This is a genomic window from Pseudomonas sp. WPR_5_2, from assembly GCF_003634475.1.
Lineage (GTDB): Bacteria > Pseudomonadota > Gammaproteobacteria > Pseudomonadales > Pseudomonadaceae > Aquipseudomonas > Aquipseudomonas izuensis.
The window spans coordinates 521,752-539,658 of sequence record NZ_RBLA01000006.1 but is presented as its reverse complement, the minus strand read 5'-3'; the positions used below and the strand labels follow the sequence as shown (position 1 = coordinate 539,658).

15 protein-coding genes and 1 pseudogene are annotated in these 17,907 nt (G+C 51.0%); 10 read left to right on the top strand and 6 right to left on the bottom strand.

The features are described from left to right. Positions 1–117 precede the first annotated feature (117 nt). From BJ917_RS23650 to BJ917_RS23640, 3 genes are all read left to right on the top strand, one after another. Positions 118–1,461 carry an APC family permease gene (locus BJ917_RS23650; protein ID WP_121104823.1) on the top strand — a complete coding sequence of 448 codons (1,344 nt, stop codon included), beginning with the start codon at positions 118–120 and terminating at the stop codon, positions 1,459–1,461. Positions 1,462–1,589: 128 nt separating this feature from the next. Then, entirely contained in the window at positions 1,590–2,636 is a 1,047-nt protein-coding gene (locus tag BJ917_RS23645; protein ID WP_121104821.1) for an ornithine cyclodeaminase, read from the top strand. Positions 2,637–2,772: 136 nt separating this feature from the next. Beyond that, positions 2,773–3,006 (top strand): hypothetical protein, encoded by a 234-nt coding sequence (locus BJ917_RS23640; protein ID WP_111286226.1) that lies wholly within the window; start codon positions 2,773–2,775, stop codon positions 3,004–3,006. A 237-nt stretch (positions 3,007–3,243) separates the two neighbouring features. Here BJ917_RS23640 and BJ917_RS32400 read toward each other — a convergent pair. Further along, a pseudogene (locus BJ917_RS32400) lies at positions 3,244–3,405 on the bottom strand (IS110 family transposase); the annotation flags it as partial. Between the two features lie 387 nt (positions 3,406–3,792). Here BJ917_RS32400 and BJ917_RS23630 point away from each other — a divergent pair. Further along, the gene (locus BJ917_RS23630; RefSeq protein WP_121104819.1) at positions 3,793–4,104 is read left to right on the top strand and encodes a hypothetical protein; all 312 of its coding nucleotides are present in this window, start codon (positions 3,793–3,795) and stop codon (positions 4,102–4,104) included. A 236-nt stretch (positions 4,105–4,340) separates the two neighbouring features. On the opposite strand, the gene hisN is transcribed toward BJ917_RS23630, so the two are convergent. Both hisN and BJ917_RS23615 read right to left on the bottom strand, forming a co-directional pair. After that, a complete protein-coding gene (gene hisN / locus BJ917_RS23625) occupies positions 4,341–5,132 on the bottom strand; it encodes a histidinol-phosphatase (protein ID WP_121104817.1) in 792 nt (263 codons plus the stop codon). A 270-nt stretch (positions 5,133–5,402) separates the two neighbouring features. Beyond that, positions 5,403–6,785 (bottom strand): amino acid permease, encoded by a 1,383-nt coding sequence (locus BJ917_RS23615; RefSeq protein ID WP_256658570.1) that lies wholly within the window; start codon positions 6,783–6,785, stop codon positions 5,403–5,405. Positions 6,786–7,542: 757 nt separating this feature from the next. On the opposite strand from BJ917_RS23615, the gene BJ917_RS23610 reads away from it, so the two are divergent. From BJ917_RS23610 to hisD, 6 genes are all read left to right on the top strand, one after another. After that, entirely contained in the window at positions 7,543–8,691 is a 1,149-nt protein-coding gene (locus BJ917_RS23610) for a PotD/PotF family extracellular solute-binding protein (RefSeq protein ID WP_121104813.1), read from the top strand. A 127-nt stretch (positions 8,692–8,818) separates the two neighbouring features. Beyond that, entirely contained in the window at positions 8,819–9,751 is a 933-nt protein-coding gene (locus BJ917_RS23605; RefSeq protein ID WP_121104812.1) for an ABC transporter permease, read from the top strand. 19 nt (positions 9,752–9,770) lie between these two features. After that, positions 9,771–10,550 carry an ABC transporter permease gene (locus tag BJ917_RS23600; protein ID WP_121104810.1) on the top strand — a complete coding sequence of 260 codons (780 nt, stop codon included), beginning with the start codon at positions 9,771–9,773 and terminating at the stop codon, positions 10,548–10,550. A gap of 19 nt (positions 10,551–10,569) precedes the next feature. Then, a complete protein-coding gene (locus tag BJ917_RS23595) occupies positions 10,570–11,646 on the top strand; it encodes an ABC transporter ATP-binding protein (protein WP_121104808.1) in 1,077 nt (358 codons plus the stop codon). A gap of 150 nt (positions 11,647–11,796) precedes the next feature. Next, positions 11,797–12,609: a helix-turn-helix transcriptional regulator gene (locus tag BJ917_RS23590; protein ID WP_121104806.1), complete on the top strand. Its 813-nt coding sequence runs from the start codon at positions 11,797–11,799 to the stop codon at positions 12,607–12,609. Positions 12,610–12,876: 267 nt separating this feature from the next. Further along, complete coding sequence (gene hisD, locus BJ917_RS23585) at positions 12,877–14,184, top strand: histidinol dehydrogenase (RefSeq protein WP_121104804.1); 1,308 nt, start codon at positions 12,877–12,879, stop codon at positions 14,182–14,184. Positions 14,185–14,533: 349 nt separating this feature from the next. On the opposite strand, the gene BJ917_RS23580 is transcribed toward hisD, so the two are convergent. From BJ917_RS23580 to BJ917_RS23570, 3 genes are all read right to left on the bottom strand, one after another. Then, positions 14,534–15,028, bottom strand: coding sequence for a heme-degrading domain-containing protein (locus BJ917_RS23580; RefSeq protein WP_121104802.1), 495 nt, complete (start codon positions 15,026–15,028; stop codon positions 14,534–14,536). 316 nt (positions 15,029–15,344) lie between these two features. Next, positions 15,345–16,487 (bottom strand): MFS transporter, encoded by a 1,143-nt coding sequence (locus tag BJ917_RS23575; protein WP_256658572.1) that lies wholly within the window; start codon positions 16,485–16,487, stop codon positions 15,345–15,347. Between the two features lie 132 nt (positions 16,488–16,619). After that, a complete protein-coding gene (locus BJ917_RS23570) occupies positions 16,620–17,693 on the bottom strand; it encodes a LacI family DNA-binding transcriptional regulator (protein ID WP_256658569.1) in 1,074 nt (357 codons plus the stop codon). Between the last annotated feature and the right edge of the window lie 214 nt (positions 17,694–17,907).

Here is a 17,907-nt window from a genome sequence, read left to right as displayed (position 1 = left end):
TAATACAACTATAAAAAACCGCTTGGGCGTCTTTTAACCTGCCAGGTTCAAAAAACTTCAGCCGTTCTCATTGAATGGCTGAAGTTCCGCCTAACTTGCATACGGAAGTACCAAATCATGGCTATTGAAGATTTTGGTTATAAACAAGAACTCAAACGCAGCTTGTCACTAGCTGATCTGGTCATTTATGGAATGATCTTCATGATTCCCATCGCGCCTTTTGGCGTCTATGGGTATGTGAACAGCGAAGCGCTTGGGATGGTGCCACTGGCTTACATCATTGGCATGGTTGCCATGCTGTTCACGGCGTTGAGTTACGGCAGCATGGCACGCGCTTTTCCCATCGCCGGGTCGGTCTATTCATACGCCCAACGTGGTTTGCACCCCAATGCCGGATTTGTCGCCGGCTGGCTGTTATTACTCGACTACTTGCTGATTCCGCCGCTGCTGTACATCTACGCGGCAATCGCCCTGAACCACCTTTATCCCGCCATTCCGAAGGCAGGCTTCATTATCGCATTCCTGATCAGTGCCACGCTGGTCAACCTGCGGGGTATGACATTCACCGCCCGGATGAACATCATCTTCTTACTGGCACAACTGATCGTTCTCGGCATTTTCCTGGCCTGTGGCTGGAACGCCTTACAGTCAGGGGCCGGTAACGGACACTTAACGCTGGCGCCGCTGTACAACCCCGAGACCTTCAGTTTCTCGTTGATGATGCAGGCGGTCTCGATCGCGGTTCTTTCCTTCCTTGGCTTCGATGCCATTTCCACGCTGGCGGAAGAAACAAAGGGGGACGCTGGCCGCGCCGTGGGCCGGGCGGCGTTGATCAGTTTGCTGGTGATGGGTGGCATCTTCGTCGCGCAGACCTGGCTGGCCGCGGATCTGGCGAAAGGTATGGGTTTTACATCAGCTGATTCGGCTTTCTATGAGATCGCCGAGATTGCCGGAGGAAGTTGGCTGGCTTCGCTGACTGCAATTGCCACGGCCCTCGCTTGGGGCGTCGCAGTCTCCATAACCTCTCAAGCCGCGGTTTCGCGATTGCTGTTCGGGATGGCGCGTGACGGAAAACTGCCCAGGATTCTGGCCAAGGTTCACCCTAAATACAGCACACCCTATGTGAGCATTTATCTGGTTGCGGTGCTGTCGATGGTCATTTGCTACCTGTTCATCGATACCGTAGATACATTGACTTCACTGGTTAACTTTGGCGCCCTAAGCGGCTTCATGATTCTTCATGTCACGGTGATCAACTATTACTGGCGCCGCATGAAATCCCGCGCCTTCTGGCGTCACCTGATAACGCCGCTGATGGGTTTAATTATTACTTTCGCGATCATGTATAACATGGGACTTCAAGCGCAAAAATTGGGCTTTATCTGGATCATCGTTGGGCTGGTTTATCTCTGGATACTTAACCGCAAGGGATTGAGCTTGCATTTATCAAAGGATATCTAGTCTTAAAAAGCGCGGTAACTTTCGAACGAATAATCAGCGCTTTCATAAGTGCAGCGTTGACGGCTGCGCGATGGGTTGTGCCTGAAAAATCAAGTTAACCACTTTCACCTGCTGCCGAGAGTAACGAGATGACTCGATATATCGATGTAAATGACCTTAGCCAACTGGTTTCGCGCAAAGGTCTCAGTACCTTTCTTTGCGAGATGGCCGAATATATTCGCGATGATTATCTTCGCTGGAATGACTTCGAAAAATGCGCACGCTTGGCCAATCACTCGGCCGAAGGCGTTATCGAACTGATGCCAGTCTCAGACGCCTCGCTGTACGCTTTCAAGTATGTCAACGGCCATCCCAAAAACACCCAGAACGGGATGCTGACGGTCATGGCGTTCGGTGCGATCGGTGATGTCGAAACCGGTGAACCCGTATTGCTCAGCGAGATGACGCTGACCACGGCGATTCGCACCGCAGCCACTTCAGCGCTGGCCGCTCGCTACTTGGCCCGACCTAACTCGCGCACCATGGCACTGATCGGTAATGGATCACAAAGCGAATTCCAGGCCATCGCTTTCCATAAGATGCTGGGTATCAACGAGATCCGCCTGTTCGATATCGACCCGCACGCCACCCAAAAACTGGCGAACAATCTCAAGGGATATCCTGAACTGCGGATCGTGGTTTCCCGCTCCGCCGCTGAAGCCGTTCGCGGTGCCGATATCGTGACGACCGTAACAGCCGATAAAGCTTACGCGACCATCCTGACACCAGAAATGATAGAGCCCGGCATGCACCTCAATGCGGTGGGTGGCGACTGCCCTGGCAAGACTGAACTGCAGCGTGAAATTGTCGAAATGTCCCGGGTTATCGTCGAGTACGAACCGCAGAGTCGTATCGAAGGCGAAATTCAGCAAATGCCCGCAGATTCACCGGTCACCGAGTTCTGGCGTGTCGTGAACGGCGAGATCATCGGTCGCGAAAATGCCGCGGATGTCACGCTGTTCGACTCGGTTGGCTTTGCATTGGAGGACTATTCGGCACTGCGTTATGTGCTGGAGGTCGCCCGGGAGTTTGATATCGGTAGCACCATCGAGTTGGTACCGGAACTCACTGACCCTAAAGACTTGTTTGCTCGACTGATTCCGGAATCAGTGGTTTCACAGAAGAAGCGAGCGTGATTCTGCAAAATCGGGAAAATCATCGGGCACCTGCAAGGTGATCTCTGAGGTCTACGCCTGGCCTCACAGTTGTTGTGAGTACAGACGTAGCCGTCACTTCTGATGAATTCGATATTGAAGAACAGATGAGGTTGAAATGACCACAACGACCCTTGGTGTCAAATTGAAATCTGAAACACAGAACCGCCTGAAAATGGCCGCCGAAAATCTTGACCGAACGCCTCACTGGTTCATGAGAGTTGCGATCCTGGAACTCATTCAAAAAGTAGAGTCGGGCGTAAGAATCGAAGGCATCATTGATGAAAAGCTTCTGCCTGACGACACAGATAGGAACAGCGTCGCAATGCGTAATCTTCGTGAGAAGTTTTGATGCGTTTACTTGAACAACCCAGTCCTGTCGCTTCACGTTCAGTCGTGGCTCCGGTTTGGACAACAACCGGATTGAAGCTGACGATATCAAGGCAGACGTCTCCCATCCACTGGTCAGTGCCTGGTTACTGCAAATATTGACGGGCATTAGTTGGACGATTTCTGCCGGTCTTGGAGGGCAACAAATTGCCGAACTCTGCCGCTTCTGACCGGCAGCTTCACGCCCTGAGGAACTCAGTCAACCAAAATCGAGGTTCTTCAGGAGCGGTGAACCACGCTTCCTCAAGGCATTCAAATAGGTGGTTTCATCGTAGAGCGTCCTGGTCTGCCAGCACCGATACAGAATCCGAATCCACTTAAACGCGAGTGCGCGTACAGCAGCCTGGTAGGTGCTCCCTTTGGCGCTGTTGATGGCGCCGGAGTGACCTGGCCTCGACTTGGGTAACCTAAAGATGTCCTTCGCTCAACTCTAGGTACGTCGACAATCCGATCTGGTTTTCAGGTTGCTTAAAGAAACATCTAGCCGCGGCATACGCCGCAAAGAAGCGATTTATTTCCTGCCCTGCTCTCAATGCCTACGTCCCTGCCGACTACGGGCTTAACCAAGGCATGTACCCAATTTGACACTTTCACCATGTTGGCAGAAATTGATTATGCGCCCCGCTCGACCTGCAACCCGGGCGAATGCACTGCAGCCCAGATTCTCGACATGTCGACTTCATTTTTTACTAGCCGGCCAATTGCTCAGTCGATTACTGGCTGATGGTTTATCGATAGGACTTAGAAATTGCTAACTCGCCCAGATAAAGACGCGCTTCGTGCAATGCTCGAGGCTCAAATTCAAGAAAAGCTACAGCACGACCCAGACGCGGTAACGACTTATGCAGCGCAACGTGACCCTGAGCTGAAGCCCTACATCAGCAAGCCAACGGTTCAGGACAAGGCATTCCACAAAGAGCTAGAACAGATGCGTGCTGATGCTGAAGCCGGAGTGATGCATAAACCCAAGGAGGATCAGGTGGACGATGGCAAACCTATCCTCGCGCTCGATGATTACCCTGGCTTAAAAGACGCAGGTTCTGCATCAAGTCAGTGGTGATGTTTTGGTGCCTGTCTTGCATCAATAGGCTTCAGCCACTTAATCATCGCAGGCACAAACTATTATGGTGACATGCGACCAATCTCATCCGACCAAAATCTGCGGAAGCCAGAAAGCACGCCAATACTCGAATACTTGGTGCATCTCAATTAAGCAGCTTTTTGACTGGCTTCCTGCTGCATCAGAAAACTAGATAATAGCCAGGCCTCATTGGCCCAAAGGAAAGACTACGCAAATCAGATTGCGTGCCTGAGCAAACCCACCAACTGGGCATGCAATACAGGATCACCACAAGCAACGACACTCCCGCCATTCTGAGCGGTGCTGCCATCCCAGGCGGTAATCACCCCACCGGCACCTTCGATAATCGGTATCAGGGCCTGTACGTCGTAGGGCTGCAGATTGGCCTCAACAATCACATCAACGAAACCTGAGGCGAGCATGCAGTACGCATAGCAATCACCACCGAAGCGAGCCAACTTCGCCTGACTTGCCACAGATTGAAAAGCCTCTCGACGCACGGGGGTGTCGAACATATCTGGCGTGGTGCACATCAATGTGGCTGAGGAAAGACCTTGGCATGAGCGTGTCTGCAGTTTCGTGCCATTGCGCCAGGCACCATCCGGAGTGCCTATGTAGCGCTCGCCAGTGAACGGCTGATTCATCACTCCGAGCACAGGACGCTGACCATCGTTGAGAGCGATCAGTGTTCCCCATAGTGGTAAGCCGGTAATAAAAGCTCTGGTACCGTCGATGGGATCAAGCACCCAAATCAACTCACTGCTACCTACGACTGAGCCCTCCTCCTCACCGAGGATTCCGTGTGCGGGATACCGATCCTGGATCAGTTCGCGCATGGCTCGCTCAGCAGCCCTGTCGGCCAAGGTAACCGGGTCGAACACTCGACCGCCCTTATCTTCAACATCAAGATTTGCGCGAAAGTACGGCTGAATAGCCGCGGCGGCAGCATCGGCTAGCTGCTCAGCGAAGGATTCATACTCAGCAATTTCATCTAGGCCAATGGACATCGGTCGATACCTCTATTCAGCGAGAAGATGTGATGTTATCCGAGATCCAGTTCGCACTCGATGCTGCCATGGTGGTGATCACACCCTGGATCAAGCAGCGTGGATCGGGTGACGTTGGGGGCAACGTGATTGATGCTTTGGAACCAGTCGGCAAGGTAATGCTATTCACTTCTGGTTGCTCACTCCCCCACAAAAAAGCCCATCCGAGGATGGGCAAAGGAGGGTGACCAATCATGAAGAGATGACTGGTTCAACCAAGCAGATCGTTATTTAAGCGTCCCTCTTTTGCAGGATTACACCCACAACTACAAGAGCGACGGTAAGGATCGCAGAGACCACCAATTCGGTTTGATGCCCTGGGACGATAGCCATCACCACAAGAAAAGCCACTATCGCTAAAATTGTAAGATATGACAGCAAAGGGAAACCTGGAAACTTAACCAAAAGTTCGCGACCTTGAATCTGAGCGCGCTTCCTAAGAATTACATGACTGATTGCGATGACTAAGTACATCACCAACGCGATAGTCCCAATAGTTGCAATGAGAGGAACGAGTACGGATTGCGGTAGCGTGTAATTCGCGACAAGCAGAATCAGCGCACCGGCACTGGCGTATAGCACCGACACCTTAGGAACCCCAGCAGCACTGGTACTCGCCCACGAGCGCGGAGCATCACGACGGATCGCCAACGAATACCCCATACGGGATGCAGTAAATATGGCGGAGTTAAGAGTACTCGCCACACCGACGAGAATGACCGCCTGAATGATGGTTGCAGCGCCCGGGATACCCATCACTTCAAGGGCAGATTGAAATGAACCTACTTCAAGTCGCGGTGAGTTCCAGGCTACCAAACTGACGATCACAAAAATCGAGCCGAAGTAGAAAATCAGCATTCGCCATACTACTGACTTGATTGCTCGACGAATGTTGGCCCGAGGATCTTCAGACTCTGCCGCTGCGATTGTTACGATCTCCATCCCTGTGAAGCTAAATAATGCCAACACAAGTGCCGATGCGATTCCTGGCAAACCAGTCGGTGCGAACCCTCCGTCAGACCATAGATGCCCTACACCCGAGGCACTTGATGAAGGCAGTAGACCTGCGATCGCCAGCCCGCCAAGAACAATGAAACCCAAAATGGTGACCACCTTTATAAGTGAGAACCAATATTCGAGAGTCCCGAAATTCTTAACACTGAGGATATTGGTGCAGGTCAACGTTATGATCAAAACAGCCCCGACAGCCATCGACGGTACGCCAAGCCAACCACCAAGGATGTCCGAAGCGACGATGGCTTCAAGAGGTATCACCAAAACGTAAAACCACCAATAAAGCCAACCGATGGAAAATCCAGCCCAACGCCCCATGGCGTCCTGGGCATAGGTCGAGAATGATCCAGTATCGGGATTAGCAGTAGCCAGTTCTGCAAGCATCCCCATTACAAGAATTACCAACACTGCGGCGATCCCAAACGAGATCAACACCGCAGGCCCTGCAGCGCTGATGGCGCTTGCAGATCCAACAAAGAAGCCAGCACCGATCACCCCACCGATAGAAATCATCGTGATCTGCTTACTGCTCAACCCCTTCGATAACCCCCCATGCCTACTAGAGGTTACTTTCTCTTCCATGCTTAAAGTGTTGTCCATCAACTTCCTCCCCACGTAAACACCGTTAGCTCCCGCTCTGGGCGCGGCTAATCTGATCGGATATGGCCTAAAAACAAGTGTGTAAACGTATGCCCTTGAAGGCGAGGGAGACTAGAGTGCGAAATTCGGCCCTACAATTTCTCATAGGCACGCCCTTCTGACGCTACCTGACGCAATCCATCAAATCGTCGTTTTTTTTGCAGTGGCTACGCAGCGTAGCCGCGGCTGCTCCAAGCACCGGGAAAAACCAGGCGATGGCAATTTCAATCAAGCTATAAGCCAGCAAGCAAAATCTGAGGCCATCCCCCGCTATTAGCGCGACTATCTTGAGAACAGATCTCACGTGCGAAGGCTGAGCACAAGATGTGCGTCACACTGCGCCATGTGAACAACAATTGCGAACTTGATTGCGCAATTGGTGAGGCGAATACTCAGGCCAACTAAAACAAAAACAGCTGTCGATTTGCGATAAGCGAGAAGCCTTACAAGACACGTAGCATCTATCGGCGATGCACGACCTAGGCTCCCAATCCCAATCGCTCCAGCGCGCTGGAATTCCAGCTACTATCCACAGAGGTTTATAGCCTTAAGAGGCTCTAGCTCACACTTCTATCTGCCAATCAATTTCAAATGGAAATACTCGGCGAAATCATGCCGTGCGAATTCCTGTTCCCTGCGCGTGCACATCCGCACCCAGGAAACACGTAGTCGATCGTCCGAACGTTGTTAATCAGAGGGGTGTGGTATGGAGCACAAAATGAATAAAAATCCAGAGTCGTCCATCGAAAGTGGCCTGTTCAATGTACAGCTCAAGCGTCGTTCCTTTTTGTTGGGGACGGCTGCAACCGCTGCAGGTCTCTACTTTGGATCATTTAGCCCCAGCGGTATGGCCGCAAGTGGCCAGCTCGAGTTCCTCGGGTGGGAAGGTGAGACGGGCGATGCCCAGCTTGCAGAGTGGCGCAAGCAGAACGGCGTGACAGTAAGGTCGAGCTACGCCAGCACCCAAGACGACATTACCGCGCGGTTAGCAGGGAGTGATCCTGTACAGCTAGATTTGGCGATGTACGCACTCGGATACGAGACAATCTACAACGAGATGGGCATCCTCTCGCCGATCGATATGTCCAAGATCCCCAATTATTCAGCGGATAGCACTATCCCTCTTTTTTATCAGGGAAAACGCTGGTATTGGGACGGTAAGCAATGGGGCATCCCTTTGCTTTGGGGCATGAACACCATCGTCTACAACGTCGATAAGCTCGCGAAGCCAACCGAGTATAAAGATCTTCTGAATCCGAAACTCAAAGGCAAGCTGACATTCGTCGATGACGGGCTCTCCACCTGGAGCCTGATCGCAATCCTTGCTGGTTACGGAGAGAAGTATCCGAACCTGACGCATGCGGAATTCAAAGATGCATTCGAAAAAATGCAGCCTTACCGTGATCAGTGCCGTGTATTTGCCTCCTCCGTAGGGGATGCTGTCTCGTTGCTTACCTCGGGTGAGGTGGATGCGGTTTTCTCGCTATCGGCTTACGGCCCGTTTGAAACCGCCAAGCGTGGTGTCAATACAGCACTTGCGATCCCAAAAGAAGGTGTAGCGTTGTGGTGCGACGCAATGTTCCTGCCTAAGACAGTAAAGAACGTCCCCCTCGCCTTGGAATACGCGAACAAACTGCTTGAACCAAAGGTTCAAGCTGAAATGGCTACTGGCATGTTTGCTGCTGTGACCAACAAGAAAGCAATTCCAATGCTCTCGCAAGAACTGCAGGACGTGTTTTTGTACCGTGACCTAGATGCGCTATTCGCTAAATCTAAACTTTATGGCGTACCACCGATCGATTCCGATAAATATGTAACCTACTCGGAATGGGTTGATCAGTGGGCAACCTTTAAAGGATCTGTCTAAGTGCCAACGGACTGATCGGTATTGTTTCCGATCAGTCCGAACACCTAGATTGGGCTTACGGATTACCTCTCACTCAGTGAGATGGCTTTTCCGAGCGAACTAACCACGCAACAATGGTATTAATGCGATGAACGTGGCAAATGAAAGCAAGCCAGAATCAGGCTATGGCAACACACTAGAGCCCATAGCCAATAAAACCAAAGATCGAAGGGCTTGGACGCCATATTTCCTGAGCGCACCACCGCTTGTATTTTTAGTAGTATTTTTCATTATCCCTTCAATATTGCTTCTGATTTCTAGTTTCTGGTTGTCTAGACCCTTCAGCATGGTACCCGCTGCGACGATCAGCAACTACGCCCGAGCCCTCTCCAACATGGGCTTTTACGACTCTATTTGGCTCTCTCTTCAGAATGGATTTTGGACAGCTATTTTCTCGACAGTTCTAAGTTTTCCTGTCGCCTATTACATCGTTTATAAAACAAAAAGCAATGCTGTCTTGTATCTTGCATTGGTTTCATGGTTTTCGAGCTATTTGGTGCGTGTATTTGCCTGGAGAACGATATTGGGGTCTACGGGGCTTATCAATAGCTCACTGATGCAGTGGGGAGTGATAGACCAACCTCTGGAATGGTTAGTCTTCAGCAAATTCTCAGTCATTATAACTCTTGTGCATATCATGCTTCCGTTCACTCTCCTGCTACTTGTATCAGGGCTTCGTGATATCAAGAAAGATTATCTTGAGGCATGTGCAGATTTAGGTGGTGGCCATTTTAGTGCGCTAACCAAAGTCATCATCCCGATGGCCCATAAAAGCATCGTCAGTTCCTTTATGTTCACCTTCGTTCTCGCGGCAGCTGACTATGTCACGCCACAACTCTTAGGCGGGCGAGACGCGATGACCACGGGCTTATTGATCGCAAACCAATTTAGAACTACCGGGAACTGGCCGCTCGGTGCTGCGATGGCGTTCGTTCTACTGCTTGTTTTCATGGCCGTCTACGTAGCGCTGCTCGTAAGCCTACGACTGCTGAAGCTTGCGCCAGGCAAGCGCTATCACTAACCGACTGGAGAACATGGTCATGACTCGGCTCTTTACCTATACCTACATGTTATTCCTTTACGCCCCCATAGTGCTTATTACGCTGTTCAGCTTCCATTCTACGCCGGCATTATCCTTCCCCTTTGAAGGGTTTTCTCTGCGTTGGTATGAAGCTATCTTCACCAGCTATGACTTTCGCACAGCCCTCTTAAATAGCGTCATCGTGGCCATAGCGTCCACCTTGATCACAACAGTCTTAGGCACATGCTCGGCCTTAGCCTTGATGCGGATGAAAGGTCGTTTCAAACAGATATTCTCATTCCTCAATTTTGTTCCGATTGCCCTGCCAGGCCTGTTCCTCGGGATCGCGTTGGTGATCCTATTCTCACTGATAGGCCTTCCACGGTCGCTGATCACCATCACTATCGGGCACGCGCTTTTCACATTCCCCTTCTTTGTCGAATCCGTTCGCTCCCGCCTAGGATATTTCGACTTATCGTTGGAAGAGGCCGCTCGGGATCTTGGTGCAAGCCCGTTAACCGCTTTTCGGCTGGTTACGTTCCCAATCATTCGCCCGACAATTCTAGGGGCAGCCATATTGGCCGTTGCGCTTTCCCTCGATGAGTTCCTCATAACAGTCTTCGTCACTGGAACGGATTCGACTCTGCCACTGTTGATCCTCTCCATGATCCGCCGAACCGTTGACCCGACCATCAACGCTGCATCCGTTGCGATGTTGGTTTTGACGCTCCTGATTATTGCGTTGGCAGGCTTCGTAATGAAATTCCGCCGTCGCCAGCTTGAACTCGAACGCACCTAATTATCTGGGATATACGATCATGACTATTCACAGCATTGAACTCCGAGGCATCTCCAAAAGCTATGGCAACCTCAGCGCCCTTAGCCCCCTCGACCTGACTATCAACAAGAATGAAATTCTCACCCTCCTTGGCCCTAGTGGTTGCGGTAAAACGACGCTGATGAGAATTATTGCCGGCTTCGAGACACCTACGACTGGCAAGGTATTCATCGATGGTAAGGACTCGACAGGACTAGCACCTGAACAGCGTCCGGTGAACATGGTATTTCAGAAATATGCCTTGTTCCCGCATTTGGACGTGTTCGACAACGTCGCCTTTGGCCTTCGGCTGAAAAAAGTACCGAAGGAAACAATCAACGCCGAGGTGAACAAGGCGCTTGAATTGGTGCAACTCGAAAGCTACAAAAACCGTTGGATCACAGAGCTCAGTGGTGGACAAGCTCAACGTGTCGCCCTGGCCCGAGCGCTAGTCAATCGTCCGGCAGTATTGCTGTTGGATGAGCCCCTAGCAGCACTTGATCTCAAGATTCGCCATCATATGCTCAATGAGATCAAGCGCATCCATGAGGAAACGTCCACGACGTTTGTGTACGTTACTCACGACCAAGATGAGGCCATGATCTTGTCCGATCGTGTAGTTCTGCTCAACAAAGGTGGTATTGAGCAGATTGGCGAGCCTGAGAACATGTATTGGAAGCCTAAGACACTATTTGCCGCCAAGTTTTTTGGTGATACCAACATCATCGAAGGTGAGTATCAACAGTCCTCACAAGATGAAGGCAAACTCTCCCTCCCCTTCGGTAATTTTGTGGTGAATGGGCACTCACTTCCCAAAGACGGTGCTGTGAGCGTTTCCATACGACCAGAAACCATTTCGATCACCCCTAGCGCGGATGCTTCGTCCAGTCATTGCGTCGGCGAGGTTAAAGACACGTCCTTCATCGGCAATCGTGTCATCTACCGAGTGACGGTTGCTGGCGGCACTTTGGACTTGAAATGCCAGCAGCTTCCTACTCCTGGTAGTCATACTCTCGCACCCGGCACGAGCGTTGCGCTGAACATGAAGCCTAATAGCTTTGTTTTGATGCCTGCTTAGATCGGCTCACCCGGTGCCCCATCCCTGCGACGGGGCATCGGCATCCGTGACGTATTCATTGCGACTTTGCTGTCTTGTCACGTCTAACGGCCTTGCTCGAAAAAACGAACAACCATAGACTGAATCCTTGAATTTCTGACGAAGCTGCTCATGGATAACGACGATAATTTTCAAGAAAACCTGAAAATGTTATGCGAGCAGGTGGGCACTGTTTCGGAAATGTGTCGCCGCATAGGAATAAATCGCCAACAGTTCAATAAGTACCTTGCTGGTACACATGTTCCATCGAAAGCCAATCTTCGGGCGATTGCCAGTTTTTTTGGATTGAGTGTCGACATACTTAATTCCAACCCAAATGACTTTCGATCGATGATGGAAGGTGGACACTTTCACATTTTTAGGAATTTGATCCAAGCTCCGAAAATGCTCTTGTTCATCAATGAACTCGTACATCGAGGCGAAACCAATCATTCAGAGCTAGTTGGCGTATACGAGAGATACCAATACTCATCTATCTACAACGGAAAAATCGTTAGATCAATTTATTGCATATATGAACGCAACAATATTCTTATGCATTACTACGTGGAGAGATTCCCAAACCAGGATGGCAGCGGGAAAATTGACTACCACTTTAAATATCACGGCCTGACGTTCCTTATCGCCGGTAGAATTTTCTCGATTGACTTTGAAACCATTCAAAAAAATGAGCTGACCTTTAGCAATTTAGCAGCAGTTAGTCGGAACGCTAAAAAGTACGTTTTCGGAGTAACTAGCGGAATTGCAGCCACAATGGTACGTCAGCCGGTAGCGGCAAAAGTGGCCATGCATTTTGTTTCCAAAGGCTTAATTACCAAAGCGCATATTAAGCGGGCCACCGTTCTATCGCCCGACGACCCCTCGATACCGAAGGAAGTAGCAGACTATCTCGGTTCTGGTACGGCAACCATCAATCCCTTCTAGCTCAGAAAAAGTTATTTCCGACTCAAGAACAGCGAAACATGCGTCATAGCGGTTCAGCTACGCACATAAAGTGCGTCACAGTGCGTCACATCGAGTGGCATTGAGAAATTGTCTGCGCCACACCCAAGCGTAAACTGGCCCTTAGCAACCAAACGGTTATCACCACGTCAGCTGGCTGGAACCGTACGTTGCATCCCATCAAATACATAGATGGTTCCTAACTCTCGCAATTGACCTATGCCAGTTGCGCTTTAAACCGGGTGATATATGGCCGAGTGGATCAAGAAAGCAAAACCTACTGAACAGCAGGTTGAGCGCAATGAGCAGGTTAAGACTGATGTTTCCCGCATTCTCCTCGACATCGAACGCCGTGGTGATGCTGCCGTCCGCGAGTTATCGGTTAAGTTCGACAATTGGGATCGCGCGGATTACCGGCTGACTGACGCCGAAGTCGAAGAGACCGTATCCAAACTCACTCAGCGCGAATATGACGACATCATTTTTGCCCAGGAACAAGTTCGTCGTTTTGCAGATGCCCAGCGTAAATCCATGCTGGACGTTGAAATCGAAAGCATTCCAGGGGTAATCCTTGGTCACAAGCACATCCCCGTAAGCGCTGCTGGTTGCTATGTCCCAGGTGGCAAATATCCACTGCTCGCTTCGGCTCACATGTCCATCGTAACCGCGAAATCCGCGGGCGTGCCTAACATTACCACTGCCGCCCCACCGTTCATGGGCAAACCCGCTCCGTACATCGTCGCCGCACAACACTTGGCCGGTGCAGATAATATCTACTGCCTCGGTGGCATTCAGGCTGTAGCAGCCATGGCTCTGGGCACCGAAAGCGTTAAAGCAGTAGACATCATTGTTGGCCCAGGTAACGCTTACGTCGCTGAAGCCAAGCGTCAGCTCTTCGGCCGCGTCGGCATTGACCTGTTTGCTGGCCCGACTGAAGTTTTGCTGATCACCGACGATTCGGTCGACGGCGAACTGTGCGCCACGGATCTGCTCGGTCAAGCCGAGCATGGGGTAGACTCGCCAGCAGTGATGCTGACTACCTCACGCGAGTTGGCTCTCGACACTCTGAAAGAAGTCGAGCGTCTGCTTCAGAAGCTGCCGACCGAAAAAATCGCAAGGCAAGCCTGGGACAACTTTGGCGAGATCATCCTTTGCGAAAACTTTGAGGAAATGGCCAAGCTCTCCGATGACTATGCGTCTGAGCATGTGCAGATCATGACTCGGGACGACGACTACTTCCTGAAGAACCTGACCACATACGGTGCACTGTTCGTAGGCGCCCGTACCAACGTGTCCTATGGTGATAAAGTCATTGGTACCAACCATACCCTTCCTACCAACAAAGCTGCGCGTTACACCGGCGGTCTGTGGGTAGGCAAGTACATTAAGACCTGCACCTACCAACGCGTGGTAACTGACGAGGCGTCGACTCTGATCGGTGAATACTGCTCGCGCCTGTGCCTTATGGAAGGATTCGTTGGCCATGCAGAGCAAGCCAATATCCGTGTACGTCGCTATGGCGGCAAGCACGTTGGCTACGGTGAACCTGCGCTTTGATCTAAGCGAGCAATAAGGAAAGGCTAGGTGAGTCCACGTAACTCGCCTAGCCTTTTTTGCTTTTGGAGACCGCACTCTGTAGTGGCTAACAAGATAGGATGATTCACTAGACGAAATTGCTCGACATGAAGCGAACTCAGTCCAGGCAACGTCCTATTTAAACTGTAAGCGTCCAGCCAACAAAGATGTGCTGATGCGGCTGCCAACGCAGCGAGCGAGTGAGATCGTGCAGTTGGCGCCACCAGACATCTGTTGAAGGGGTGGCATAACAGACAGCTCGAGTGAGCGCTGCACGATCAAGCAGGCCGCCTCACAAAGGGTTCAAACGTATTCCCGCCAATTGAAGAGCTCAAGTATCAAATTTGATAGACGCAATCGAGACGCCGCACATGCCCGCCAGGATCTCTACCACGATCTCATGATCTTCGCGCTCTGGCAGCCCTGATATGGTCACAACACCAACGTAACCGCTGCTCCTCGTTTGAATAGGGAAGCCGCCACCATGAACACAGTAATCACGTAATGGGAGCCCCATCATCGCTTCTAATGAATCACCGGACTCTTGCAGCGAAAGACCGACACCATATGAGCTACGGTTCATCAACTCAACAGTATTGCGTTTGCGTCTAGCCCAGTCTGCATTCTCCGGCGCCGTGCCTGGCATCGCATAGAAAAAAATGGTTTCGCGGGCGATTCGAATCTCAATTGTAACGGCCAAACCTCGCTGCTCGCAGAGCGCTTTCAAGCTTGATCCCAACTCCCATGCCATCTGAGCATCGAAGCTTTCAAAAATTAGCGAGCTCTCTTGCAAGCCTATTCGTAAAATGTCGTTAGTGGCAGTCATCGCGATCTCCATAAAACATTGAAGTGATGAAAATGGAACCTAGCGCCTGCCCCGTTAAGGGACAGGTAAACAGCTCAACGCCCGCGACACAAAGAGACATCTGGCGTCGAAGCTTGTCATCTTATTAACATCACAACAGTTGGCAAATGTCGCACCCGATATCCTCTTGACGTAGTTAGACGCACTCAAGATGGATTTAGCAGTCGATTAATCAATACCGTCTGTGCTCTTAGCACACTGCCGGCTTTAATCAGATGCTCCACAGTGAAGCCCTGGAGAAGAACATTCGAATTAACATAAGTGAGGATGCGGCTGGTCACGCTTTGGGATAGGAGGCAACCTTTGCGCTGGCCATAACAAGCAGCAATAAAAACGCTGTCAGCAGCAGAGAGAAGCCCAGCGATGTTTCATGTGCTACAAATCCGATGGCTGCTGGCCCCATCAAAATACCCATATAACCAATAGCGTTGATAATTGCGAGCGCTTGGGCGACTGGCAGTGCAGTTTGATGGCCGGCCTTGGAGCAAAAAATTGGTACCAAATTTGAGATACCTGCTCCCACCAAGACAAATCCAATGACCGATATCAACCAGTGATTGACGCTTACCGCTAAAGCCATCCCAGCCATTGCTAACAGACTGCCACAGAACAACACGGCACGAGACCCTAGCCTGTTGACAACCCAATCGCCTGAAAGGCGTCCCAGGGCCATTGTCACAGAAAAGGCCGCATAACCGACTCCTGCCACATTCGGCTGGACATCACGGCTGGAGGTTAGATACACAGCACTCCAATCGAGCATGGAACCCTCTACCAGAAATGCAATGAAGCAGAGTATCCCAAGTAACAGCACCAGCCTCGTAGGCCTGGCTTTAGCAGGTGCGCCCTCTAACTCGGCGAATGGAAGCATGTGCCGGCCATAACTTAAAATCACAGCCGCACCTCCTAATATCAAGGCAACGATTGATTCGACAGGGCTTAAACCAAGCCAAAGCAGTAGGCTTACTGCGCCAGCGCTCACAATATTCCCTACGCTAAACAACCCATGAAAGCCAGACATCATTTGCTTGCCATGATGCCGTTCGACCAAGGATCCTTGTAGGTTCATATTAACGTCTGCAGTACCGACAGCTGCCCCGAACAAAAGCAGAAACGCCAATAACATCCAATATGAGGTAGCGGTAGATAAGCCAATGAGGGCAATGGCCGTGAATGCGCTTGCCAGATAAACAGTCCTTCGGCAGCCAATGAAATTTGCGAGACGCGCCACAAAGGGCATCATGCACATTGATCCTGTACCGAGACATAGCAACAGTAAACCTAACTCCGCCTCACCTATCTGAGCTCTTTCCTTAGCGAACGGAACAAGAGGCGCCCAAGCCCCCATTCCCACTCCAGCGAGGAAAAAAGTAAGTCGCGACGCTGATAGGGTCTTAGACGTAAAGAAGGACTGTTCCATACTATTCATCTGATCAAGCCTTGTGACGAGCAAACACACCCGGCGCCCCCAAGTAGTATTAGGGGGCGAGGTAAGAAAACATTAATGACGTACCCAGTAGCAATACTTTCCAAGATTGTTGAAGAGATCGACTTAGCTGAGCTTAGCGGTTGTGCCTCGAACTATTAGCCTGGTTGGGTAAAGCTTGATTTGGGGTTCTAACCGAGAGTTTGGCCCTGCCTCGATGATTTCGGTAAGCACCCGAGCCGCCCACTCCCCTTTCTCAATCAATGGCTGCCTGATAGTCGTGAGATCAAAACGAGCGGCATCCGGGATGTCGTCGAATCCGATCACTGACAGTTCCTCAGGAACTCGATACTCAAGATCTTTTGCGACAGCCAAACAGCCTAGAGCCATCACATCTGAAGTCGCGATGACTGCAGTCACCTCCTGGCGCCCGAGTAGGACACGAGCCGCGTCCTCTGCTAGCACTTGAGTGAACCCGCCCGCTTCAATAATTTCCAGATCATCGAAGGTCAGTCCGAAGCCCGCAGCACCCTCCAAGTAGCCAGCGACTCGTTCGCGCTGGATCATTTCCGTTGATTCCTGATAACGCTCCCGAGTCACTGCACCTTTGTAACCATCAGGCCGTAAGCGCTCGACAAGGATGCCAATGCGTCGATGACCAAGCTCAGCGATGTGCTCCATTTGCGCCTTCGCTGCGGCACGATCGTCAATTCCAACATATGCAATACCTGGCAGTTTTGGTGAGTCAACAACGACAAGCGGAATTTGCCGTTTGATGATGAAAGGAACCAGAGGATGGTCATCTGGCAAAGTAGAAACAATTAAACCGTCGACCAAACCACGAACGGCTAGATTAGATTCAGCCCCCTCTTGACCGCCCTCCTCCAGCTTTTTGCTGTTCATTGGAAACAGGGTCAGTGCCACGTTCGCCAATTCGTTTACTCGGCTGATGCCCTTCAACAATGACACGGCCCAAGGGTCTTCAAGCGCATACGAGAGTTGATCCATGACAACGAGGCCAATTGCTCCAACACGCCCAGAACGCAGGCTTTGACCGCGTAAGCTAGGCCCCGGGTAACCCATTCGCTCAGCTATAGAGAAAATGTGCTCTCGCTGAGAGGCCGAAATTTTGCTCGACCCACTGTAGGCGTACGAAACAGTGGGCTGGGAAACGCCGGCCTCCTTGGCCACATCCTTCATCGATACCATCACAGTTCAACCCATCATCAATTTGGCATTTGTCAGCAAATGCTTAGGCGGCCGACGTCCGGCAATTTCTGAAACTAGAGGCCAACCCAGAGCAGTGGATCACACACTTTGTGAATGAGGCACTGAATCACTCTCACCTAGCAAACCGAGACTTTACCATTGCGACTCCTACCCTCTGGGGCCATGAGCGCTGTTGCAATGTGCC

Excerpts from the sequence above, each read along its gene's own strand:
- BJ917_RS23650 (WP_121104823.1), top strand. The coding sequence starts at position 118 with ATGGCTATTGAAGATTTTGGTTATAAACAAGAACTCAAACGCAGCTTG.
- BJ917_RS23645 (WP_121104821.1), top strand. The coding sequence starts at position 1,590 with ATGACTCGATATATCGATGTAAATGACCTTAGCCAACTGGTTTCGCGC.
- BJ917_RS23640 (WP_111286226.1), top strand. The coding sequence starts at position 2,773 with ATGACCACAACGACCCTTGGTGTCAAATTGAAATCTGAAACACAGAAC.
- hisN (WP_121104817.1), bottom strand. The coding sequence starts at position 5,132 with ATGTCCATTGGCCTAGATGAAATTGCTGAGTATGAATCCTTCGCTGAG.
- BJ917_RS23615 (WP_256658570.1), bottom strand. The coding sequence starts at position 6,785 with ATGGACAACACTTTAAGCATGGAAGAGAAAGTAACCTCTAGTAGGCAT.
- BJ917_RS23610 (WP_121104813.1), top strand. The coding sequence starts at position 7,543 with ATGAATAAAAATCCAGAGTCGTCCATCGAAAGTGGCCTGTTCAATGTA.
- BJ917_RS23605 (WP_121104812.1), top strand. The coding sequence starts at position 8,819 with ATGAACGTGGCAAATGAAAGCAAGCCAGAATCAGGCTATGGCAACACA.
- BJ917_RS23600 (WP_121104810.1), top strand. The coding sequence starts at position 9,771 with ATGACTCGGCTCTTTACCTATACCTACATGTTATTCCTTTACGCCCCC.
- BJ917_RS23595 (WP_121104808.1), top strand. The coding sequence starts at position 10,570 with ATGACTATTCACAGCATTGAACTCCGAGGCATCTCCAAAAGCTATGGC.
- BJ917_RS23590 (WP_121104806.1), top strand. The coding sequence starts at position 11,797 with ATGGATAACGACGATAATTTTCAAGAAAACCTGAAAATGTTATGCGAG.
- hisD (WP_121104804.1), top strand. The coding sequence starts at position 12,877 with ATGGCCGAGTGGATCAAGAAAGCAAAACCTACTGAACAGCAGGTTGAG.
- BJ917_RS23580 (WP_121104802.1), bottom strand. The coding sequence starts at position 15,028 with ATGACTGCCACTAACGACATTTTACGAATAGGCTTGCAAGAGAGCTCG.
- BJ917_RS23575 (WP_256658572.1), bottom strand. The coding sequence starts at position 16,487 with ATGGAACAGTCCTTCTTTACGTCTAAGACCCTATCAGCGTCGCGACTT.
- BJ917_RS23570 (WP_256658569.1), bottom strand. The coding sequence starts at position 17,693 with ATGAAGGATGTGGCCAAGGAGGCCGGCGTTTCCCAGCCCACTGTTTCG.